General features: G+C 69.8%; 11 protein-coding genes. 6 read left to right on the top strand and 5 right to left on the bottom strand.

What is annotated here, in order from left to right; genetic code table 11:
* The first annotated feature begins 434 nt into the window (after positions 1-434).
* From JIX56_RS33110 to JIX56_RS33100, 3 genes are all read left to right on the top strand, one after another.
* Entirely contained in the window at positions 435-887 is a 453-nt protein-coding gene (locus tag JIX56_RS33110; RefSeq protein WP_443031926.1) for a transglycosylase SLT domain-containing protein, read from the top strand.
* Positions 888-1,202: 315 nt separating this feature from the next.
* The gene (locus tag JIX56_RS33105; RefSeq protein WP_257546033.1) at positions 1,203-1,922 is read left to right on the top strand and encodes a hypothetical protein; all 720 of its coding nucleotides are present in this window, start codon (positions 1,203-1,205) and stop codon (positions 1,920-1,922) included.
* Between the two features lie 27 nt (positions 1,923-1,949).
* Complete coding sequence (locus tag JIX56_RS33100; protein ID WP_257546031.1) at positions 1,950-2,687, top strand: hypothetical protein; 738 nt, start codon at positions 1,950-1,952, stop codon at positions 2,685-2,687.
* 73 nt (positions 2,688-2,760) lie between these two features.
* On the opposite strand, the gene JIX56_RS33095 is transcribed toward JIX56_RS33100, so the two are convergent.
* Entirely contained in the window at positions 2,761-5,106 is a 2,346-nt protein-coding gene (locus tag JIX56_RS33095; protein WP_257546029.1) for an outer membrane protein assembly factor BamB family protein, read from the bottom strand.
* An 84-nt stretch (positions 5,107-5,190) separates the two neighbouring features.
* The gene (locus tag JIX56_RS33090; protein WP_257546027.1) at positions 5,191-5,619 is read right to left on the bottom strand and encodes an ATP-binding protein; all 429 of its coding nucleotides are present in this window, start codon (positions 5,617-5,619) and stop codon (positions 5,191-5,193) included.
* Between the two features lie 92 nt (positions 5,620-5,711).
* Here JIX56_RS33090 and JIX56_RS33085 point away from each other — a divergent pair, with 92 nt between their 5' ends.
* Both JIX56_RS33085 and JIX56_RS33080 read left to right on the top strand, forming a co-directional pair.
* Entirely contained in the window at positions 5,712-6,560 is an 849-nt protein-coding gene (locus JIX56_RS33085; protein ID WP_257546026.1) for a helix-turn-helix domain-containing protein, read from the top strand.
* Complete coding sequence (locus JIX56_RS33080; RefSeq protein WP_257546025.1) at positions 6,520-6,801, top strand: DUF397 domain-containing protein; 282 nt, start codon at positions 6,520-6,522, stop codon at positions 6,799-6,801. Before JIX56_RS33085 ends, JIX56_RS33080 begins: the two co-directional genes overlap by 41 nt.
* Here JIX56_RS33080 and JIX56_RS33075 read toward each other — a convergent pair.
* Positions 6,784-10,593, bottom strand: coding sequence for an nSTAND1 domain-containing NTPase (locus JIX56_RS33075; RefSeq protein ID WP_257546024.1), 3,810 nt, complete (start codon positions 10,591-10,593; stop codon positions 6,784-6,786). The two genes, JIX56_RS33080 and JIX56_RS33075, sit on opposite strands and share 18 nt — an antisense overlap.
* A gap of 322 nt (positions 10,594-10,915) precedes the next feature.
* The gene (locus JIX56_RS33070; protein WP_257546023.1) at positions 10,916-12,085 is read right to left on the bottom strand and encodes a steroid 3-ketoacyl-CoA thiolase; all 1,170 of its coding nucleotides are present in this window, start codon (positions 12,083-12,085) and stop codon (positions 10,916-10,918) included.
* Between the two features lie 236 nt (positions 12,086-12,321).
* On the opposite strand from JIX56_RS33070, the gene JIX56_RS33065 reads away from it, so the two are divergent.
* Entirely contained in the window at positions 12,322-13,557 is a 1,236-nt protein-coding gene (locus tag JIX56_RS33065; protein ID WP_257546022.1) for a cytochrome P450, read from the top strand.
* An 81-nt stretch (positions 13,558-13,638) separates the two neighbouring features.
* Here the strand turns inward: JIX56_RS33065 and JIX56_RS33060 are convergent, their stop codons facing one another.
* Entirely contained in the window at positions 13,639-15,705 is a 2,067-nt protein-coding gene (locus JIX56_RS33060; RefSeq protein WP_257546021.1) for a bifunctional glycosyltransferase 87/phosphatase PAP2 family protein, read from the bottom strand.
* Positions 15,706-15,780 lie beyond the last annotated feature (75 nt).

The following is a 15,780-nucleotide window of genomic DNA, read 5'->3' as shown; positions in this document are numbered from 1 at the left end:
GCCACGCCCTCAGGCCATCCCCGAACTCGGGCCGGACAGCCGTTCCAGCACCATCTCCGTACGGTTCGCCGAGCGCACGCGCGGCACGGGGTGCCCGTGGCCTCGCACATACTCCAGGACCTGACTGACAGGTGAAGCGCTACCCACCCTCCGTCACCTGAGCCGTGAACCACCCCACAGGACCCACGTCACATACGAAGCAGGGTCGTAGATCAAAGTACGTGGCATGTGCACGCTTTTAGGGGCCCCGACCTGCGGATTGCGAGCCACGTCACAGACTGCGCCTTCAGGGCGAATACTGCCGCAACTAGCAAAAGGGGTCATTGCGGACGGCCGCTCCGGCTGTTTCTCTGGGTGAGTCGCAACGGCGCCGACGAGTCCACCCGGGCCTCGGCGCCGACGTACGCCCCCACCGCACATCACGTGGTGAAGGCATGCCCGCGACGACCATGTCCCCGAAGAAAAGGATCCCCGTGACCATCTCCGTCCTCCGTCGCATCGCCTCCCCGAAGAAGGCCCTCGCCGGTGCCACCCTGGCCGCTGCCGCCACCGGTGCCCTGTTCGCCGCCGCGCCCGCCCAGGCCGCGTCGTCGGACGCCTCTCAGGCCCAGGCTGTCGCGAAGAAGATGATCGCGGACTCCGCCCAGTACAAGTGCTTCTCCAACATCGTCGACCACGAGAGCGACTGGAACGTCAAGGCGACGAACCCGTCCTCCGGTGCCTACGGCCTGGTCCAGGCGCTCCCCGGCTCGAAGATGGCCTCCGCCGGTTCCGACTGGAAGACGAACGCCGCGACCCAGATCAAGTGGGGCGTGGACTACATGAAGGACCGCTACGGCAGCCCCTGTGGCGCGTGGAACTTCTGGCAGGCCAACCACTGGTACTGATCAGCACTGACGCCTGATCAACACTCACGCTGAATCAGCACTCACGCTTGATCAGTACTCCACGCTTGATCAGCAACCGGCACAGCCTCCCCAGCTGAAGGCGGCGGCCCCGATCCCCGGGCCGCCGCCTTCGCCGTACCCGCCGCCGAGCGGACCGACGCCGGCCGCCCGCCTCTTCGGGCACTGCCCACCGGGACAGTGCCCGAAGAGACAATTCCGCCTGGCCCCGGCACGCCCGTAGCTTCGTCGCGACAGCGAGCACCGCGCATCCGCAACGCAACGCATCGCATCGCATCGCGCGACGAGGAGAGACACGTGCGCAAGAGCATCACCGCATCCGCCATCGCCACAGCCGCCGCCATCGCCCTGCTGGGCGGCACCGGCCAGGCCTTCGCCGACAGCCAGGCAGCCGCCAAGCCCGCCGCGCCCGCGAAGCTGACGGTGGACGCCTACAAGAAGTGGCTGAAGAAGACCCCGGGCGAGGAGGCCAAGGACACCCTCCATGAGTTCAACAAGCTGTCCGCGGCCAAGGAGAAGAAGTTCGTCGCGTACTTGCAGGACCCGAAGGTGCTCAAGGCGTTCGTCGTCGCTCACAGCGGCAAGATCCCCAGCCTCTCCTACGGGACGACCGTCACGTACAAGAAGGACATCACCTTCACCACCCGTACGTCCGCCGCGGCCCGCGGGGTCGAGGGCCGCAAGACCATCACCCTCACCAGCAGGTCGATCCAGCGCATCTTCAACATCCCGGTCACCGAGCTGTCGACCGAGCTGACCTACGAGACCAAGGGCAACCGGATCACCGGCAAGGGCTGGAAGACCAGCAACCACGGCAGCAACCACAACGCCGCCTTCGCCATCAAGTCCTCCAAGACCCGCGCCGTGCTCAAGGCCAACGCGCTCGACGGCGTGACCAACTGGACCGCCACCCCCAAGTACAAGAGCGCCGGCACCAAGCCCATCAAGAAGCTCCAGGTCGTCACCGGCAAGGGCGCCCGCACCCATCACGCCCACATCGGCAACGGCTCGCGCTGACAACTGATTCGACGAGGGGAATTCATCGTGAGCAAGCGCAACAACCGCAACAACCGCATCGCCGCGACCGCGATCGCCACAGCCGTCTCCATCGCCCTGCTCGGTGGGTCCGGGCAGGCCTTCGCCGCCGGGCAGGGCGACGCCGGGGCCACCAAGGCGCCCGCGAAGCTGACCGTGGCCGCCTACAAGAGCTGGCTGCAGAAGGCGCCGGGCGCCGCCGACACGCGCAAGGCGTTCGGCAAACTGCCCGCCGCCAAGCAGAAGGCCTTCGTCGGCTATCTGCAGAACGCCAAGGTGTACAAGGCGTTCAGCGTCACCCAGCACGGCGACACCCCGAGCCTGGCCAAGCAGAAGACGGTCCGTTACAACAAGGACGTCGTCTTCACCGGCCGTACGGTCGCCGCCTCCCGCCCGGGCAAGACCACCAAGTCCATCACCCTGACGGTCACGACGACCGAGCGGATCTTCAACATCCCGGTCACCTCGATGACCACCGAGCTGACCTACCAGACCACCAAGCAGGGCGACGTCACCGGCAAGGGCACGAAGGCGAGCCACCGGGGCACGAACTTCAACGCCGCCTTCGCCATCAAGCCGTCCGCCAGCCGCATCTACCCCGAGGTCAACATGATGGACGGCTACACCATCTGGACGGCCACGCCCAAGTTCAAGAGCGCCGGCACCAAGTCCCTCAAGAAGGACCAGGTCGTCACCGGCAACAGCGACCACTCCTGGGACTCCACCCTCACCAACCTCGAGAGCTGACGCCCTCCCCGAGGTCCGCGCCCCGGCCGCCGCAGGCGCCTCCCCATGCCCCGAGGCTCACGTCGGTCGGTTACTACGTCACCGCGTACAGGACGCCGTTCATGCTGCCGATGTAGATCACTCCGTCGGCGAAGGCCGGGTCCGAGAGCACGGGGCTACCGGTGCGGAATTTCCACCGCTGTTCGCCGGTGCCGGCATCCACGGCATACAGGTTGCCGTCCTCGCTGCCCACATAGGCCATCCCGCCAACGACAGTCGGCACGCTCAAACCTTCGTCTTTGCCGATGCGGGATTTCCATCGCTGCTTGCCGGTGCCGGCGTCCACGGCGGACAAGTCGCCGTTCGCGTCACCCAAGTAGACCGTCCCATCGACGACAGTCGGCGCGCGCACGGTTTGGTCGGTAGCGAATTTCCATCGCTGCTTGCCGGTCGCGGCGTCCAGCGCGTAGAGGTTTCCGTCCCCGCCGCCGATGTAGACCACGCCGTCGACGACGGCCGCGGCTGATTCCAGATAGCCGGGGATGTTGAATCCCCACCGCTGCTTACCGGTGCCGGCGTCCACCGCATACACGGCGCCGCTCACACTGCAGGCGTAGACCACCCCGTCGACAACGGTCGGCGACTCGCCGACTCGGCTGTGGGTGGTGAATTTCCACCGCTGCTTGCCGGTGTCGGCGACGATCGCGTACACGTAGCCGTCTTCGTAGTCGTTGCCGCTTTCGCCGAAGCGGTAAATGACGTCGCCCCCGCCGCCGACGTACACCAGGCCGTCGACGACAGTCGGCGACGAGCTTCCCTTCTTACCGGTGAGGAATTTCCACCTTTGCTTGCCGGTGCCTACGTCCACCGCGTACAGGTTGCGGTCCTGACTGCCCACGTAGACCGTTCCGTCGGCGACAGTCGGCTTCGAACTCACCTCCGCGCCAGTGGTGAACGTCCACCGCAGTACGCCGGTTTCGGTGTCCAGCGCGTACAGGTCGTCGGTGTCGCTGCCTATGTAGACGACGCCGTCGGCGACGGTCGGCGACGCGAACATGAGGTCGCCCGTGGCGAATCTCCACCGCTCCACGCCGGACGGGGCGGCGGGAGTGGGCGTGGGAGATGCGCTGGGTCTTCGGCTGGAATCGGGCAGGGCCTCGGGCTCTTTGGCGGAGGAGTCGCCGTCGCTGAGCTTCCAGGTGGCGAAGCCGAGCCCTGCGGCGGCGACCCCGCCGAGGCTGCGCAGGGCTCGCCGGCGGGTCGGCCCGGCCGGGGGCGCGGCCGGGCCGCCACCGGTTACTGCCGCCTCCGGGCTCTTGGGCGAGGGCTCGGCTTCGGGCGTCTCGGCTTCGGGCGTCTCGGCTTCGGGCGTCTCGGTCAGTGCCGGAGCCGGTACGGGAGCGAGGTCTGGCTGCCGTACCGGTGCTGGTGCTGGTGCTGGTGCTGGTGCTGGTGCTGGTGCTGGTGCTGGTGGGACCGTCGGCCCGTGCGTGGTGGTGCGTGAGTGCAGGGTCGCGGCGACCGGTGCGGGGAGCCAGCCGGGCTGGGTGGGTGTGTGGGTGACGGCCTCTCCGGCAGCCTCAGCCTCCTCTGCCGCCCCTGCGTCCTCTGCCGCCCCTGCCTCCTCGGCGGCAGCCTCCGCCAGTTGTTCCAGCAGCGTCGCCACCGTCGGGCGCTGGTCGGGTCGCTTGGCCAGGCAGCGGGCCACCACGGACCGCAGAACAGGAGGGAGTTGCTGCAGGTCGGGTTCCTCGTAGACGACGCGGAAGCTCAGGGCATGCCCCGAGCCGGTCCCGAACGGCCCCGATCCCGTTGCGGTGAATGCCAGCACCGCCCCGAGGGAGAAGACATCGCTGGCGGGCCCGATCGGCTTACCGGTCAGCTGCTCGGGGGACATGAACCCCGGCGTGCCCACCACCATGCCGGTCCGGGTCAACGCGCTGGCCTCATGAGCCACCGAGATCCCGAAATCGATCACCCGTGGTCCGTCCGCCGCGAGGATGATGTTCGACGGTTTGAGGTCCCGGTGGACCACATCGGCCGCGTGGATCGCCTCCAGCGCCTCGGCGAGGCCCGCGCCGAGCGCCAGCACCGGGCCCTGAGGCCAGGGCCCGTGCGCGGTCACGGCATCGCCCAACACGACGCCCGGCACATACGCCGTCGCAAGCCATGCCGGCGAGCCCTCCGGATCGGCGTCCACCACACCGGCGGTGAACACCCCGTTGACTCGTCGGGCGGCGGCCACCTCCCGGGCGAACCGGCGCCGGAACTCGCCGTCCTCGGCCAGTTCGGAGCGCACCACCTTCACCGCCACCGCCCGGCCGCCGGGCGAGCGCCCCAGATACACCCGGCCCATTCCTCCCGCACCCAGCCGCGCCACGATCCGGTACCGCCCGACCCGCTCCGGATCCCCCGCTTCAAGCGCCTCGAACGCCTCCACCGCAACCCCCTGACCTGCCGCATGCCCCCGGGCCCTGCCGAAGATCCCACATCATCCCCGACTCGCCCGTCCCCCGCACTACCGTCAGCCGCTGTCGTCACCCCGGCACTCGAACCACACGGTCTTGCCGCCGGCGAGCCGGGGCCCCACCCCCCACTTGTCCGCCACCGCGTCCAGCAGCACGAGGCCGCGCCCGCCGACCGCCTCCGACGACAAGTCCTCCCGGACTACGGGTAGTTGCTCCGAACCGTCGCCGACCTCCACCCGCACCCCGGCCGCCGCCCTCAGCAACAGCAGCGTGCAGCGCCGGTCGGGGACGTGACGTACGACATTGGCCAGCAGCTCGGTCACGCCCAGTTCCACGGCGTCCGACAGCTCCGCCATCTCCCAGTCGTCCAGATACGACCGGACGATTCGTCGGATGTGATGCGCGGAGTGCTCACCCACGGTGAGGCAGATCCGGTACTGGGCGGGTGAGGCACCCAAAAGGAAGGGGGGAAAGTATGCGTTCACACCACAAGACTGGCCCGACGCGACTACCGTCAGCTACAGATCGGACACAACCTGTTAAAGAGCGAGTTGAAGCTCAGCAGAGGGGACTCCACGTGACCCAGATCCACACCCTCGATCCCGGCGCCTCACCACTGGACTACTACGGCTACGAGTTGCGGCGCTGCCGCGAGGCCGCGGGCCTGACACAGAAGCAACTGGGGGACATCCTCGGGTATACCGCGTCACTGGTTGGGCAGATCGAGACGGCGAGAAAGGTGCCGACGCTGGAGTTCAGCGAGCGGGTGGATGTGGCGCTGGAGACGGGCGGGTTGTTGTCCCGGCTCGCGGTTCTGGTGATGCGCCATCAACTTCCGGCCTGGTTCCAGCAGGTGGCGGAGATGGAGGTTCGGGCCGCCGAGATCTGCACGTTCCAGACGCACTTGGTCCACGGCCTGCTCCAGACAGAGGGCTATGTACGCGCTGTACTGGGCGCCCTGGACGAGACCGACCTCGACGACCGGACGGCCGTACGACTCGCCCGCCAGCGCATCTTCGAGAAGGAGGAGCCGCCGGTCCTGTGGGCCGTCATCAGCGAGGCGGCGCTGTATCAAAAGATCGGCGGCGCGGATGTCATGCGCAGCCAATTGCTGAAACTGTTGGCCTTCGAGAAGAACCCCCGGATCAACGTACAGATCCTGACCTTCGAGGCCGGAGCACACGCAGGGCTACAAGGCTCATTCAACCTCTACCGCTGCCGTCGAGACCCGGACATCGTCTACACCGAGGGCTACGGGAGTGGGCATCCCACCGCGAACCCGGACACCGTCCAGGACTGCTCGCTCCGTTACGATCATCTTCAAGCCGCTGCCCTCTCCCTCAGGGACTCGGCGGAGCTGATCCGACGCGTGATGGAGGACCGCTATGGAGAGCAACGCGATCCCGACAGGGACCCGGTGGCGTAAGTCCAGCCACAGCAGCGACCAGGGCGGCGACTGCATCGAGTGCGCACCGCTCGGGGTCCTGGTCTGGCGCAAGTCGTCGTACAGCGGTGACCAGGGCGGTGATTGCGTAGAGATCGCCGAAGCCCCCTCCTGCCCCACCATCTCCATCCGCGACTCCAAGAACCCGGCGGGCCCCCAACTCACCCTTGGCCCCGCCGCGTTCAGCACCTTCATCGGCTGGGCCTCAGCACACTCCGCCTGACTCCTGGTCCGGCAGATACAGCGCCCGTTCCTGCTGGGTGAGGTCGCGGTGGATCGCCCGGCAGATGTGGGTGATGGACTGGTCCGGCGCGGGCAGGTCCACGTTCCACAGGCGTAGGCCGCCCTCGTAATCCCCGGTCGCGAGGGTGCGTCCGTCCGGGCTGAAGGCCATCGTCCGAGGGCCGCCGGCGTGACCGGTGAGGGTCGCGCGCGTGTACCCGGTGGCGGTGTCCCACAGCCGTACCGTGCTGTCGGAGGCGGCGGTGGCGAGGGTGCGGCCGTCCGGGCTGAACGCGACCGTCACCGGGGCTTCCGTGGTGCCCGCGGTCAGGGTGGTGTCGAGTTGTCCACTGGCGGTGTCCCACAGCCGTACCGTGCCGTCGGAGGAACCGGCGGCGAGGGTGCGGCCGTCCGGGCTGAACGCCATCGACTCGATCTGCCGGAACATGATGAAGTCGTCGTCCGCGTGGCGCGTCGGTGTGGGGCGGGCGGCGGGGTCGGTGAGCGTGCTGCGGACGCGGCCGGTGTCGGGGTCCCGGAGCCGGATCTTCTCGTCGTTGCCTCCGGCGGTGGCGAGGACATCGCCCGTGGGGCTGAACGCCAGCACCGAACTCTCGTCCCCCTTGGGGAAGTTGGCCCGGGCGCGGCCGGTCGCGACGTCCCACAGCACCAGACCGTCGCCCGCGGTCACCAGCGTTTTCCCGTCGGGGCTGTACACCATCCTGTTGACGAACTGGCTGGGGAGTGTGGTCCGCAGTCGGCGGGTGGCGACGTCCCACAGCTGCGCCTCGGCGTCTTTGGTGAGGGCGAGCGTCCTGCCGTCAGGGCTGAAGAGCATCGTCTCCACGATGGCCCGCTCACGGGTGAGGGTGGCCTTCATACGGCGGGTGGCCGGATCCCACAGCCGCACCACACCGGCGGTGTCCCGGATGTCCTGGGTCATCAGGACGCTGGCGGTGGCGAGGGTGTCGCCGTCGGGACCGAACGCCACCGCTTCGAGGCTGCCGCCGGGAACGGTCAGTGTGGCGCGGGGCCGGTGGGCGGTCACGTTCCACAGCCGGACGCCGACCCGGTCGTCGCCCGCGAACTCGCTGTCCTCGTTGCCCGCGGCCAGTTGGTGTCCGTCAGGGCTGAACGCCACCGACATCACGGGGTTGATGTGGCCGGTGAGGGTGGTCCTGACGCGTCCGGTGGCGAGGTCCCACAGGCGTACGGTGCCGTCGTAGCTGCCGGCGGCGAGGGTCTTGGCGTCCGGGCTGAACGCCATGGTCTCGACGCGGCTGCTGGCGCTGGTGAGGGTGGTCCGTTGCCTGCCGTCGGCCACGTTCCACAGATGTACGGTGCCGTCCTCGGTGCCGGTGACCAGCGTCTTCCCGTCCGGGTCGAACGCCAGTGAACTCACCACGCCGGTACCGCTCTTGAGGGTGGACAGCAGTCTGCCGGTGGCCAGGTCCCACAGCTGTGCGGTGTGGTCCCGGGTGCTGGTGGCGAGGGTGCGGCCGTCGGGGCTGAACGCCACCGCCAGCTCCAGACCGGTGGGGCCCTTGAGGGTGGTCACGACACGGCCGCTCGCCACGTCCAACACCTGCCCGTTCTCCCGTACGGCCAGGGCGCGGCCGTCATGGGCGAAGCCCACCGACGCCACGCTGTCCTCCTCGGTCACCCGGACGGTGAGCGCATCCCGGACGCGCCCGGTGGCCGCGTCCCGCAGCCGCACCTCCTCACCGCCGCTGGTGGCGAGGGTCCTGCCGTCCGGGCTGAAGGCCACGGTGCGCACGAGCGCGGTGTGGTCGCCGCCGGTGAGCACCTTCCCGGCACGTCCGGTCGCCGTGTCCCACAGCCGGACCGTGCCGTCGAAACTGCCGGTGACGAGGGTCTTCCCGTCGGAGCTGTAGGCGAGGGCGCTCACGGTTCCGGTGTGTCCGGTCAGCCGGTGTTCGAGCGGGACGGCCGCGGCCGCGTACAGGCTCCGGGTGGCCTCACGGGTGGGGCTCGTGCGGTACGCCTTGATGGCCAGGAGCGAGGCGAGGTCGGTGTCGCTGTCCAGCAGGGCGGTGGACTGGGCGGCCAACTGCCGGGATAGTCCGGCCTGTTGGGCGTTCACGGCGCTCTGACGCTGCCAGTAGGCGACCGCCGTGGCGGTCAAAGCGAGGGCGAGGAGGCAGGCCAGGGAGGTGACGAGGACGCGCAGGCGGCGAGTGGTCCGGGCCCGGGCGCGTTCCTCGTGGTCGAGGGCGGCGAGACTGGCGGTGAGGAAGGCGGCTTCCTGGTCGGTGAGGTCGTCGCTCAGACCGTGGCTCGATCCATCGGCCCACCCGGGGCCCCGGCCACCGGCCTCCCCCGGTCCCCCGAAATACTCCCGCGCGGTGACGAGCCGGCTCCCCCGGTACAGCGCGCCCTGGTCCCGGCCCAGCTCCTCCCAGGCGCGGGCCGCCTCGGTCAGTTGGCGGTGGGCGCGGAGCCGGTCCCGGTCCTCCTCGATCCAGCCGCGCAGCCGGGGCCAGGCGGTGATGAGCGCTTCGTGGGCGACTTCGACGGTGGGGCCGTCGAGGGTGAGGAGACGGGCCTTGGTGAGCGCCTCAAGGACCTGGGCGACCTCCTCCGGTCCCGTGCCGGTGGTCTCCAACTCGGCCCGGTCGGCGGGCCGTCGGGTGTCGGGCGTGCCGTCGCCCGGCGATATCAGCCGCAGCAGCACCCGGCGGGCCGTGGCCGCCTCGCCCTCGGTGAACCCGCTGTGGACGTCCTCGGCGGTCTTCGCGATCGCCCCGTCCAGGCCCCCGGCCGCCTCGTACCCGGCCAGCGTCAGCGTCTTGCCCCGGCGCCGGCGCCATGTCTCCAGCAGGACGTGCGACAGCAGCGGCAGCCCGCCGGGCGCGTCGGTGATCTCGTCGACCAGCCTGGTCGTCAGCGCCCGCTCCACGGTCAGCCCGGCGGCCGCGGCCGGCTTGACGACGACCTCGCGCAGCTCCGCCGAACTCATCGGCCCCGCCAGCAGATTGGCGTCCCCGAGCGCCTCGGCCAGCTCACGGTGCTCGGCGCAACGGCCGTAGAAGTCCGCGCGCACGGCCAACAACACCCGCAGTCGGCTGTCCGGATCGCGCGCGGTCAGCAACAGGTCGATGAACCGGGCCCGTTCGGCCGCGTCATGGCAGAGGGTGAAGACCTCCTCGAACTGGTCGACGACCACGAGCCGGTCACCAGCGCTCGTGCCGGTGGTCTCCGACAACAGCTCATGGGTCCGCGCCAGCTGATCGCCAGGCGTCAGGATGCTGATCCCGGACAACCGCGGGCCCTGTTCCCGCGATTCCCGGAGGGCGGGGATCAGACCGGCGCGCAACAGGGAGGACTTGCCGATCCCGGACGGGCCGAAGACCGCCGCGAACCGGCGGCGGCGCAGCAGGCCGACGAGCTCGGCGGTGAGGCGGTCGCGGCCGAAGAAGAGGCCGCTGTCGTCGGTCTCGAATCGGGCCAGCCCCCGGTACGGCGGCTCCGCGCCGTCCCCGTCGTTCTCCGTGTCGAAGGCGGCGGCCTCCTCGACCGCCTGGTGCCACCGGATCTCCCACTCCACCGGGTCGCCCCCGCAGGCCGTCACGAAGGCCAGGGCCACCGGCAGCGTGGGCAACTGCTCGCCGCCCGCCGCCTGGGACAGCGTGGTGATCGAGTAGCCGGCCTGCTCGGCCATCGCCCGGTAGGTGAGCCCGCCCGCCTCGGTCCGCAGTTTCCGCAACTCGAACGCGAACCGCTGCACCGGCCCTGCCCCCGGATCGACCGGCACCTCACGACGACCCGCCACCGCTCTGTTTCCCCTCCCGCCACACCCACACGATCCCGGACAGCCACCGTACGCATCCGGCCACCTAACCGGAGAGATCGCGTCCGGCCATTGTTTGGCAGGCTCAACACCCCTGCCAAACAATGCGCGAGTCGCTGAAATCAAGGGTGTGAGCGGTACGGGGGCCGCGCACAACGGGGGATGGAGCGGCACGACCACGGGGGACGCGCCGCTGACGGGGGAAGAAAGGGCGGGCACGGGGGATCGCCCAACGGGGAAGGCCCTGCTGGTCGCGGGACGACCAGCAGGGCCACATCCGGGATCTCCTCCGGCGCCCCGCGGCTTACAGCCGCTGGATGATCGTCCCGGTCGCCAGCCCACCCCCCGCGCACATCGTCACGAGCGCGAACTCCTTGTCCGTACGCTCCAGCTCGTGCAGCGCGGTCGTGATGAGCCGCGCCCCGGTCGCACCCACCGGGTGCCCGAGCGCGATCGCGCCGCCGTTGACGTTCACCTTCGCCAGGTCCTGGTCGAAGACCTGCGCCCAGCTCAACACCACGGACGCGAAGGCCTCGTTGATCTCGACCAGGTCGATGTCCTTCAGCGACATCCCGGCCTTCCCCAGCACCGCCTTCGTCGCGTCGATCGGCCCGTCGAGGTGGAAGTGCGGGTCCGCGCCCACCAGTGCCTGGGCGACGATCCGCGCCCGGGGCCGCAGCTTCAACGCCCGCGCCATCCGCTTCGACGCCCACATGATCGCCGCCGCGCCGTCGCTGATCTGGGACGAGTTGCCGGCCGTATGGACCGCCGTCGGCATGATCGGCTTCAGCCGGGCCAGCGCCTCCATGGACGTGTCGCGCAGCCCCTCGTCGTGGTCGACGAGCCGCCACATGCCCTGCCCGGCCCGCTGCTCCGCCTCGGTGGTCGGCACCTGGACGGCGAACGTCTCCTTCTTGAACCGCTCCTCGGCCCAGGCCGCGGCGGCCCGCTCCTGGGAGACGAGCCCCAGCGAGTCGACGTTCTCGCGCGTGAGCCCCCGGTGCCGGGCGATCCGCTCCGCCGCCTCGAACTGGTTCGGCAGATCGACGTTCCACTCCTCGGGGAACGGCTTCCCCGGCCCGTGCTTGGACCCGGACCCGAGCGGCACCCGGGACATCGCCTCGACCCCGCACGAGATCCCGACGTCGATGACGCCCGCCGAAACCATGTTGGCGACCATGTGCGAGGCCTGCTGCGAGGAGCCGCACTGGCAGTCGACGGTCGTCGCGGCCGTCTCGTACGGCAGGCCCATGGTCAGCCAGGCCGTGCGCGCGGGGTTCATGGACTGTTCGCCGGCGTGGGTCACCGTGCCGCCGATGATCTGTTCGACGCAGTCGGCGGGGATGCCGGTGCGGCCGAGGAGTTCGCGGTAGGTCTCGCCCAGGAGATAGGCGGGGTGGAGGTTGGCGAGCGCGCCGCCGCGCTTGCCGATGGGGGTGCGTACGGCTTCGACGATCACGGGTTCCGCGGCCATGGGGGATCCTCTCAACGGTTACCCGCGCGGCGCGGGGCGTCCCGGCCCGGCCCGCCACGCAGAACTAGTACGCGTTCTAGTTCTCTTCAGCAGTCTGCTGAGCGCGGCTCCACCACCGCAAGGGGCGTGCGGCAATTGAAAAGCTGACGGAAAGGCCCGTACCCCTTGCTAGTTCTAGAACCCGTTACTACGGTCACCGCAATTCCCTATATCTGATGCTCCGTCAGGAGTCGCCGATGCCCTGTCCAGCGCTGCCCGACGGGTTCGACTTCACCGACCCCGACCTGCTGCACCACCGTGTCCCCCTCCCGGAGTTCGCCGAACTGCGCCGCACGGAACCGGTCCACTGGATCCCGCAGGCGCCCGGCATCGCGGGCTTCGCGGACGAGGGCTACTGGGCCGTCACCCGGCACGCGGACGTCAAGTACGTCTCCACGCACCCGGAGTTGTTCTCCTCGACGGTCAACACCGCGATCATCCGCTTCAACGAGCACATCGAGCGCGACGCGATCGACGCCCAGCGGCTGATCCTGCTGAACATGGATCCGCCGGAGCACACCCGGGTCCGCCAGATCGTGCAGCGCGTCTTCACCCCGCGGGCGATCCGCGCGCTGGAGGACAACCTGCGCCACCGCGCCCTGAACATCGCCCGGGAGGCCGTCGCCCACCCCGGCCCGTTCGACTTCGTCACCGAGGTCGCCTGCGAACTCCCCCTCCAGGCCATAGCCGAGCTGATCGGCATCCCGCAGGAGGACCGCATCCGGATCTTCGAGTGGTCGAACCGGATGATCTCGTACGACGACCCGGAGTACGCCATCACCGAGGAGGTCGGCCAGCAGTCGGCGATGGAACTCATCGCGTACGCCATGAACATGGCCGCCGACCGCAAGCAGTGCCCGGCGAAGGACATCGTCAGCACGCTGGTGGCCGCCGAGGACGAGGGCAACCTCGCCTCCGACGAGTTCGGCTTCTTCGTGCTGATGCTGGCGGTCGCGGGCAACGAGACGACCCGCAACGCCATCACCCACGGCATGCACGCCTTCCTCACCCACCCCGACCAGTGGGACCTCTACAAGCGCGAGCGCCCCGCGACGGCCGCCGAGGAGATCGTCCGCTGGGCCGCCCCGGTCAACTCCTTCCAGCGCACCGCCACCCAGGACGTCGAACTCGGCGGCAAGCTGATCAAGCAGGGCGACCGTGTCGGCATCTTCTACGCCTCCGCCAATCACGACCCGGACGTCTTCACCGACCCCGACACCTTCGACATCACCCGCGACCCCAACCCCCACCTCGGCTTCGGCGGCGGAGGCCCGCACTTCTGCCTCGGCAAGTCCCTGGCCGTCCTGGAAATCAACCTGATCTTCAACGCGATCGCCGACGCGATGCCGGGGCTCAGGCTCGCGGGCGAGCCGAGCCGGTTGCGCTCCGCCTGGATCAACGGGGTCAAGCACCTTCAGGTGACCACCGGCTGAGCGAGCACCGCCCCGTCACACTCGGGCCGACGGCCTCCCGGCGCCGTCGGCCCGTTCAACGGGAGGCCGGGGCACTCTCTCCTACGCCCCGCCCCGGCCTCCGTCGTCTCCACCCACTCCGCCGCCGTTGTGCTGGACGGCCGTGGCGAGGGTGCCGGTCGTCTCCGGTTGCTCGCGCGGTTCCCCGCGCCCCTGACGGGGCGCGGTGGTCCTCGGCCCGGTCAGGAGGTACGTCAGGCCGAAGCCCGCGCCCACCACCGCCGCGCCGCCCACCGCGTCGAGGATCCAGTGGTTGCCCGTCGCGACGATGGCCAGGACCGTGAAGAAGGGGTGCATCAGGCCCAGCACCTTCATCCACACCCTGGGCGCGACCAGCGCGATCGTGAGCCCGCACCACAGCGACCAGCCGAAGTGCAGGGACGGCATCGCCGCGTACTGGTTGGTCAGCTCGGTCAGCTTGCCGTAGTCCGGCTGGGAGAAGTCCTGGACGCCGTGGATGGTGTCGATGATGCCGAGGCCGGGCATCAGGCGCGGCGGCGCCAGCGGATAGAAGAAGAAGCCGACGAGCGCGAGGACCGTGGTGAAGCCGATGGCCGTGCGGGCCCAGCGGTAGTCGGCGGGGCGACGCCAGTAGAGGATGCCGAGGACGCTGAGCGGCACGACGAAGTGGAACGACGTGTAGTAGAAGTCGAAGAAGCTCCGCAGCCAGCCGACCTGGACCACCGCGTGGTTGAACCAGTGCTCGATGTCGAGGAACAGGGCCTTCTCGACGGCGAGGATCTGCCCGGCGTGGTCCTCGGCGGCGGCCCGGCTGCCGGTGGCCTCCAGACGGGTGCGCTGGTAGGCGGCGTACGTGACGCGGATCAGCAGCAGTTCGAGGAGCAGGTTCGGGCGGGTGGCGACCCGGCGCAGGAGCGGGGCCCAGCGGAAGCGGGTCTCGGCCTTCGGGGCGTACTCCGTGGGGATCGGCGTCCGGTAGTACTCCGAGGTGCGGGACAGGAACGGCACGACGAGGGCGGCGGCGAGCGCGGCCAGCAGGACGACGTTGTCACGCAGCGGGTGCAGGGCGCCCATGTTCGGCACCATCATCTTCGCGGGCAGCGTCATCACCAGGACGACCGCGACCGGCCACACATACCGCGACGAGGCCTTCTTGCCGACCCGGCCGACCACCGCGAGCAGCACCCACAGCAGCTGGTGCTTCCAGGACGTCGGCGAGACGGCGACCACGACACAGCCGGTGACGGCGACGGCGAGCAGCAGCTGTCCGTCGCGGGCGTAGTGGATGGCCCGCCGCATACCGAGTACGGCGACGGCGGCGGCCAGCGCGAAGAAGACGACGATCTCCAGCGGGCCCGTAAGGCCCAGCCGGAGCAGCGCGCCGTGCAGGGACTGGTTGGCGAGGTCGTCCGCCCGGCCGCCGAGGCCGACGCCGGCGAGGTGGTGCACCCAGTAGGTGAAGGAGTCGTGCGGCATCGCGGCCCAGGCCAGCGCGGTGGCCCCGGCGAACGTGATCCCGGTGCTCGCGGCGGCCCGCTTGCGCCCCGTGAACCACAGCAGCGGTACGAAGAGCAGCACGGTCGGCTGCAAGGCCGCGGCGAGCCCGATGCAGACCCCGCTGGTCCGCTCGCCCCGGACCGCGAAGCAGCCCGCGAGGACGAGCAGCACCGGGATGATGCTGGTCTGGCCCAGGTACAGCGTGTTCCGTACCGGCAGCGACAGCATCAGCAGGGTGACCGCGACGGGGGCCGCGAGCAGGGCCGTACGCCGGGTGACGGGCTGGGGCAGGGCGCGTGCGGCGACCAGGCCGAGGGCGACCACCAGCAGGAGGGTGCCGAAGGTCCAGCCCCAGCCGAGCGCCTGTTCGGCCATTCGGGTGAGGGGCTTGAGGACGAGGCCACCGAAGGGGGTGCCCGTGAACCGCGTCGAGTCGTACAGCGAGCCGTTCACATGCAGGACGCCGCTGGGCCCGACCCAGGTCTCCAGATCCGTCAGCCGCTCGCCTCTGGGCGTGCTCAGCACGACCGCGATCTGCCGCACCGCCAGGATCCCGGCGACCAGCCACAGCACGGCTCGCACCGTCCCCAACCGCGCCGCCGTCACACCCGCACTCACGGCACCGCCCGGTCTGCTCTGCTCCGTCGCCACGCCCCGTAGTCCTCCCGCCCCGTTGATGTCCCACTCAGAAGACTCGCACCGCCCTCGATGTGAGACGCGGGCAAC

The sequence above is a fragment of the Streptomyces sp. CA-210063 genome (assembly GCF_024612015.1).
In the GTDB taxonomy this organism is placed as follows: Bacteria; Actinomycetota; Actinomycetes; order Streptomycetales; family Streptomycetaceae; genus Streptomyces.
This window is presented reverse-complemented; position numbering and strand designations above follow the sequence as displayed.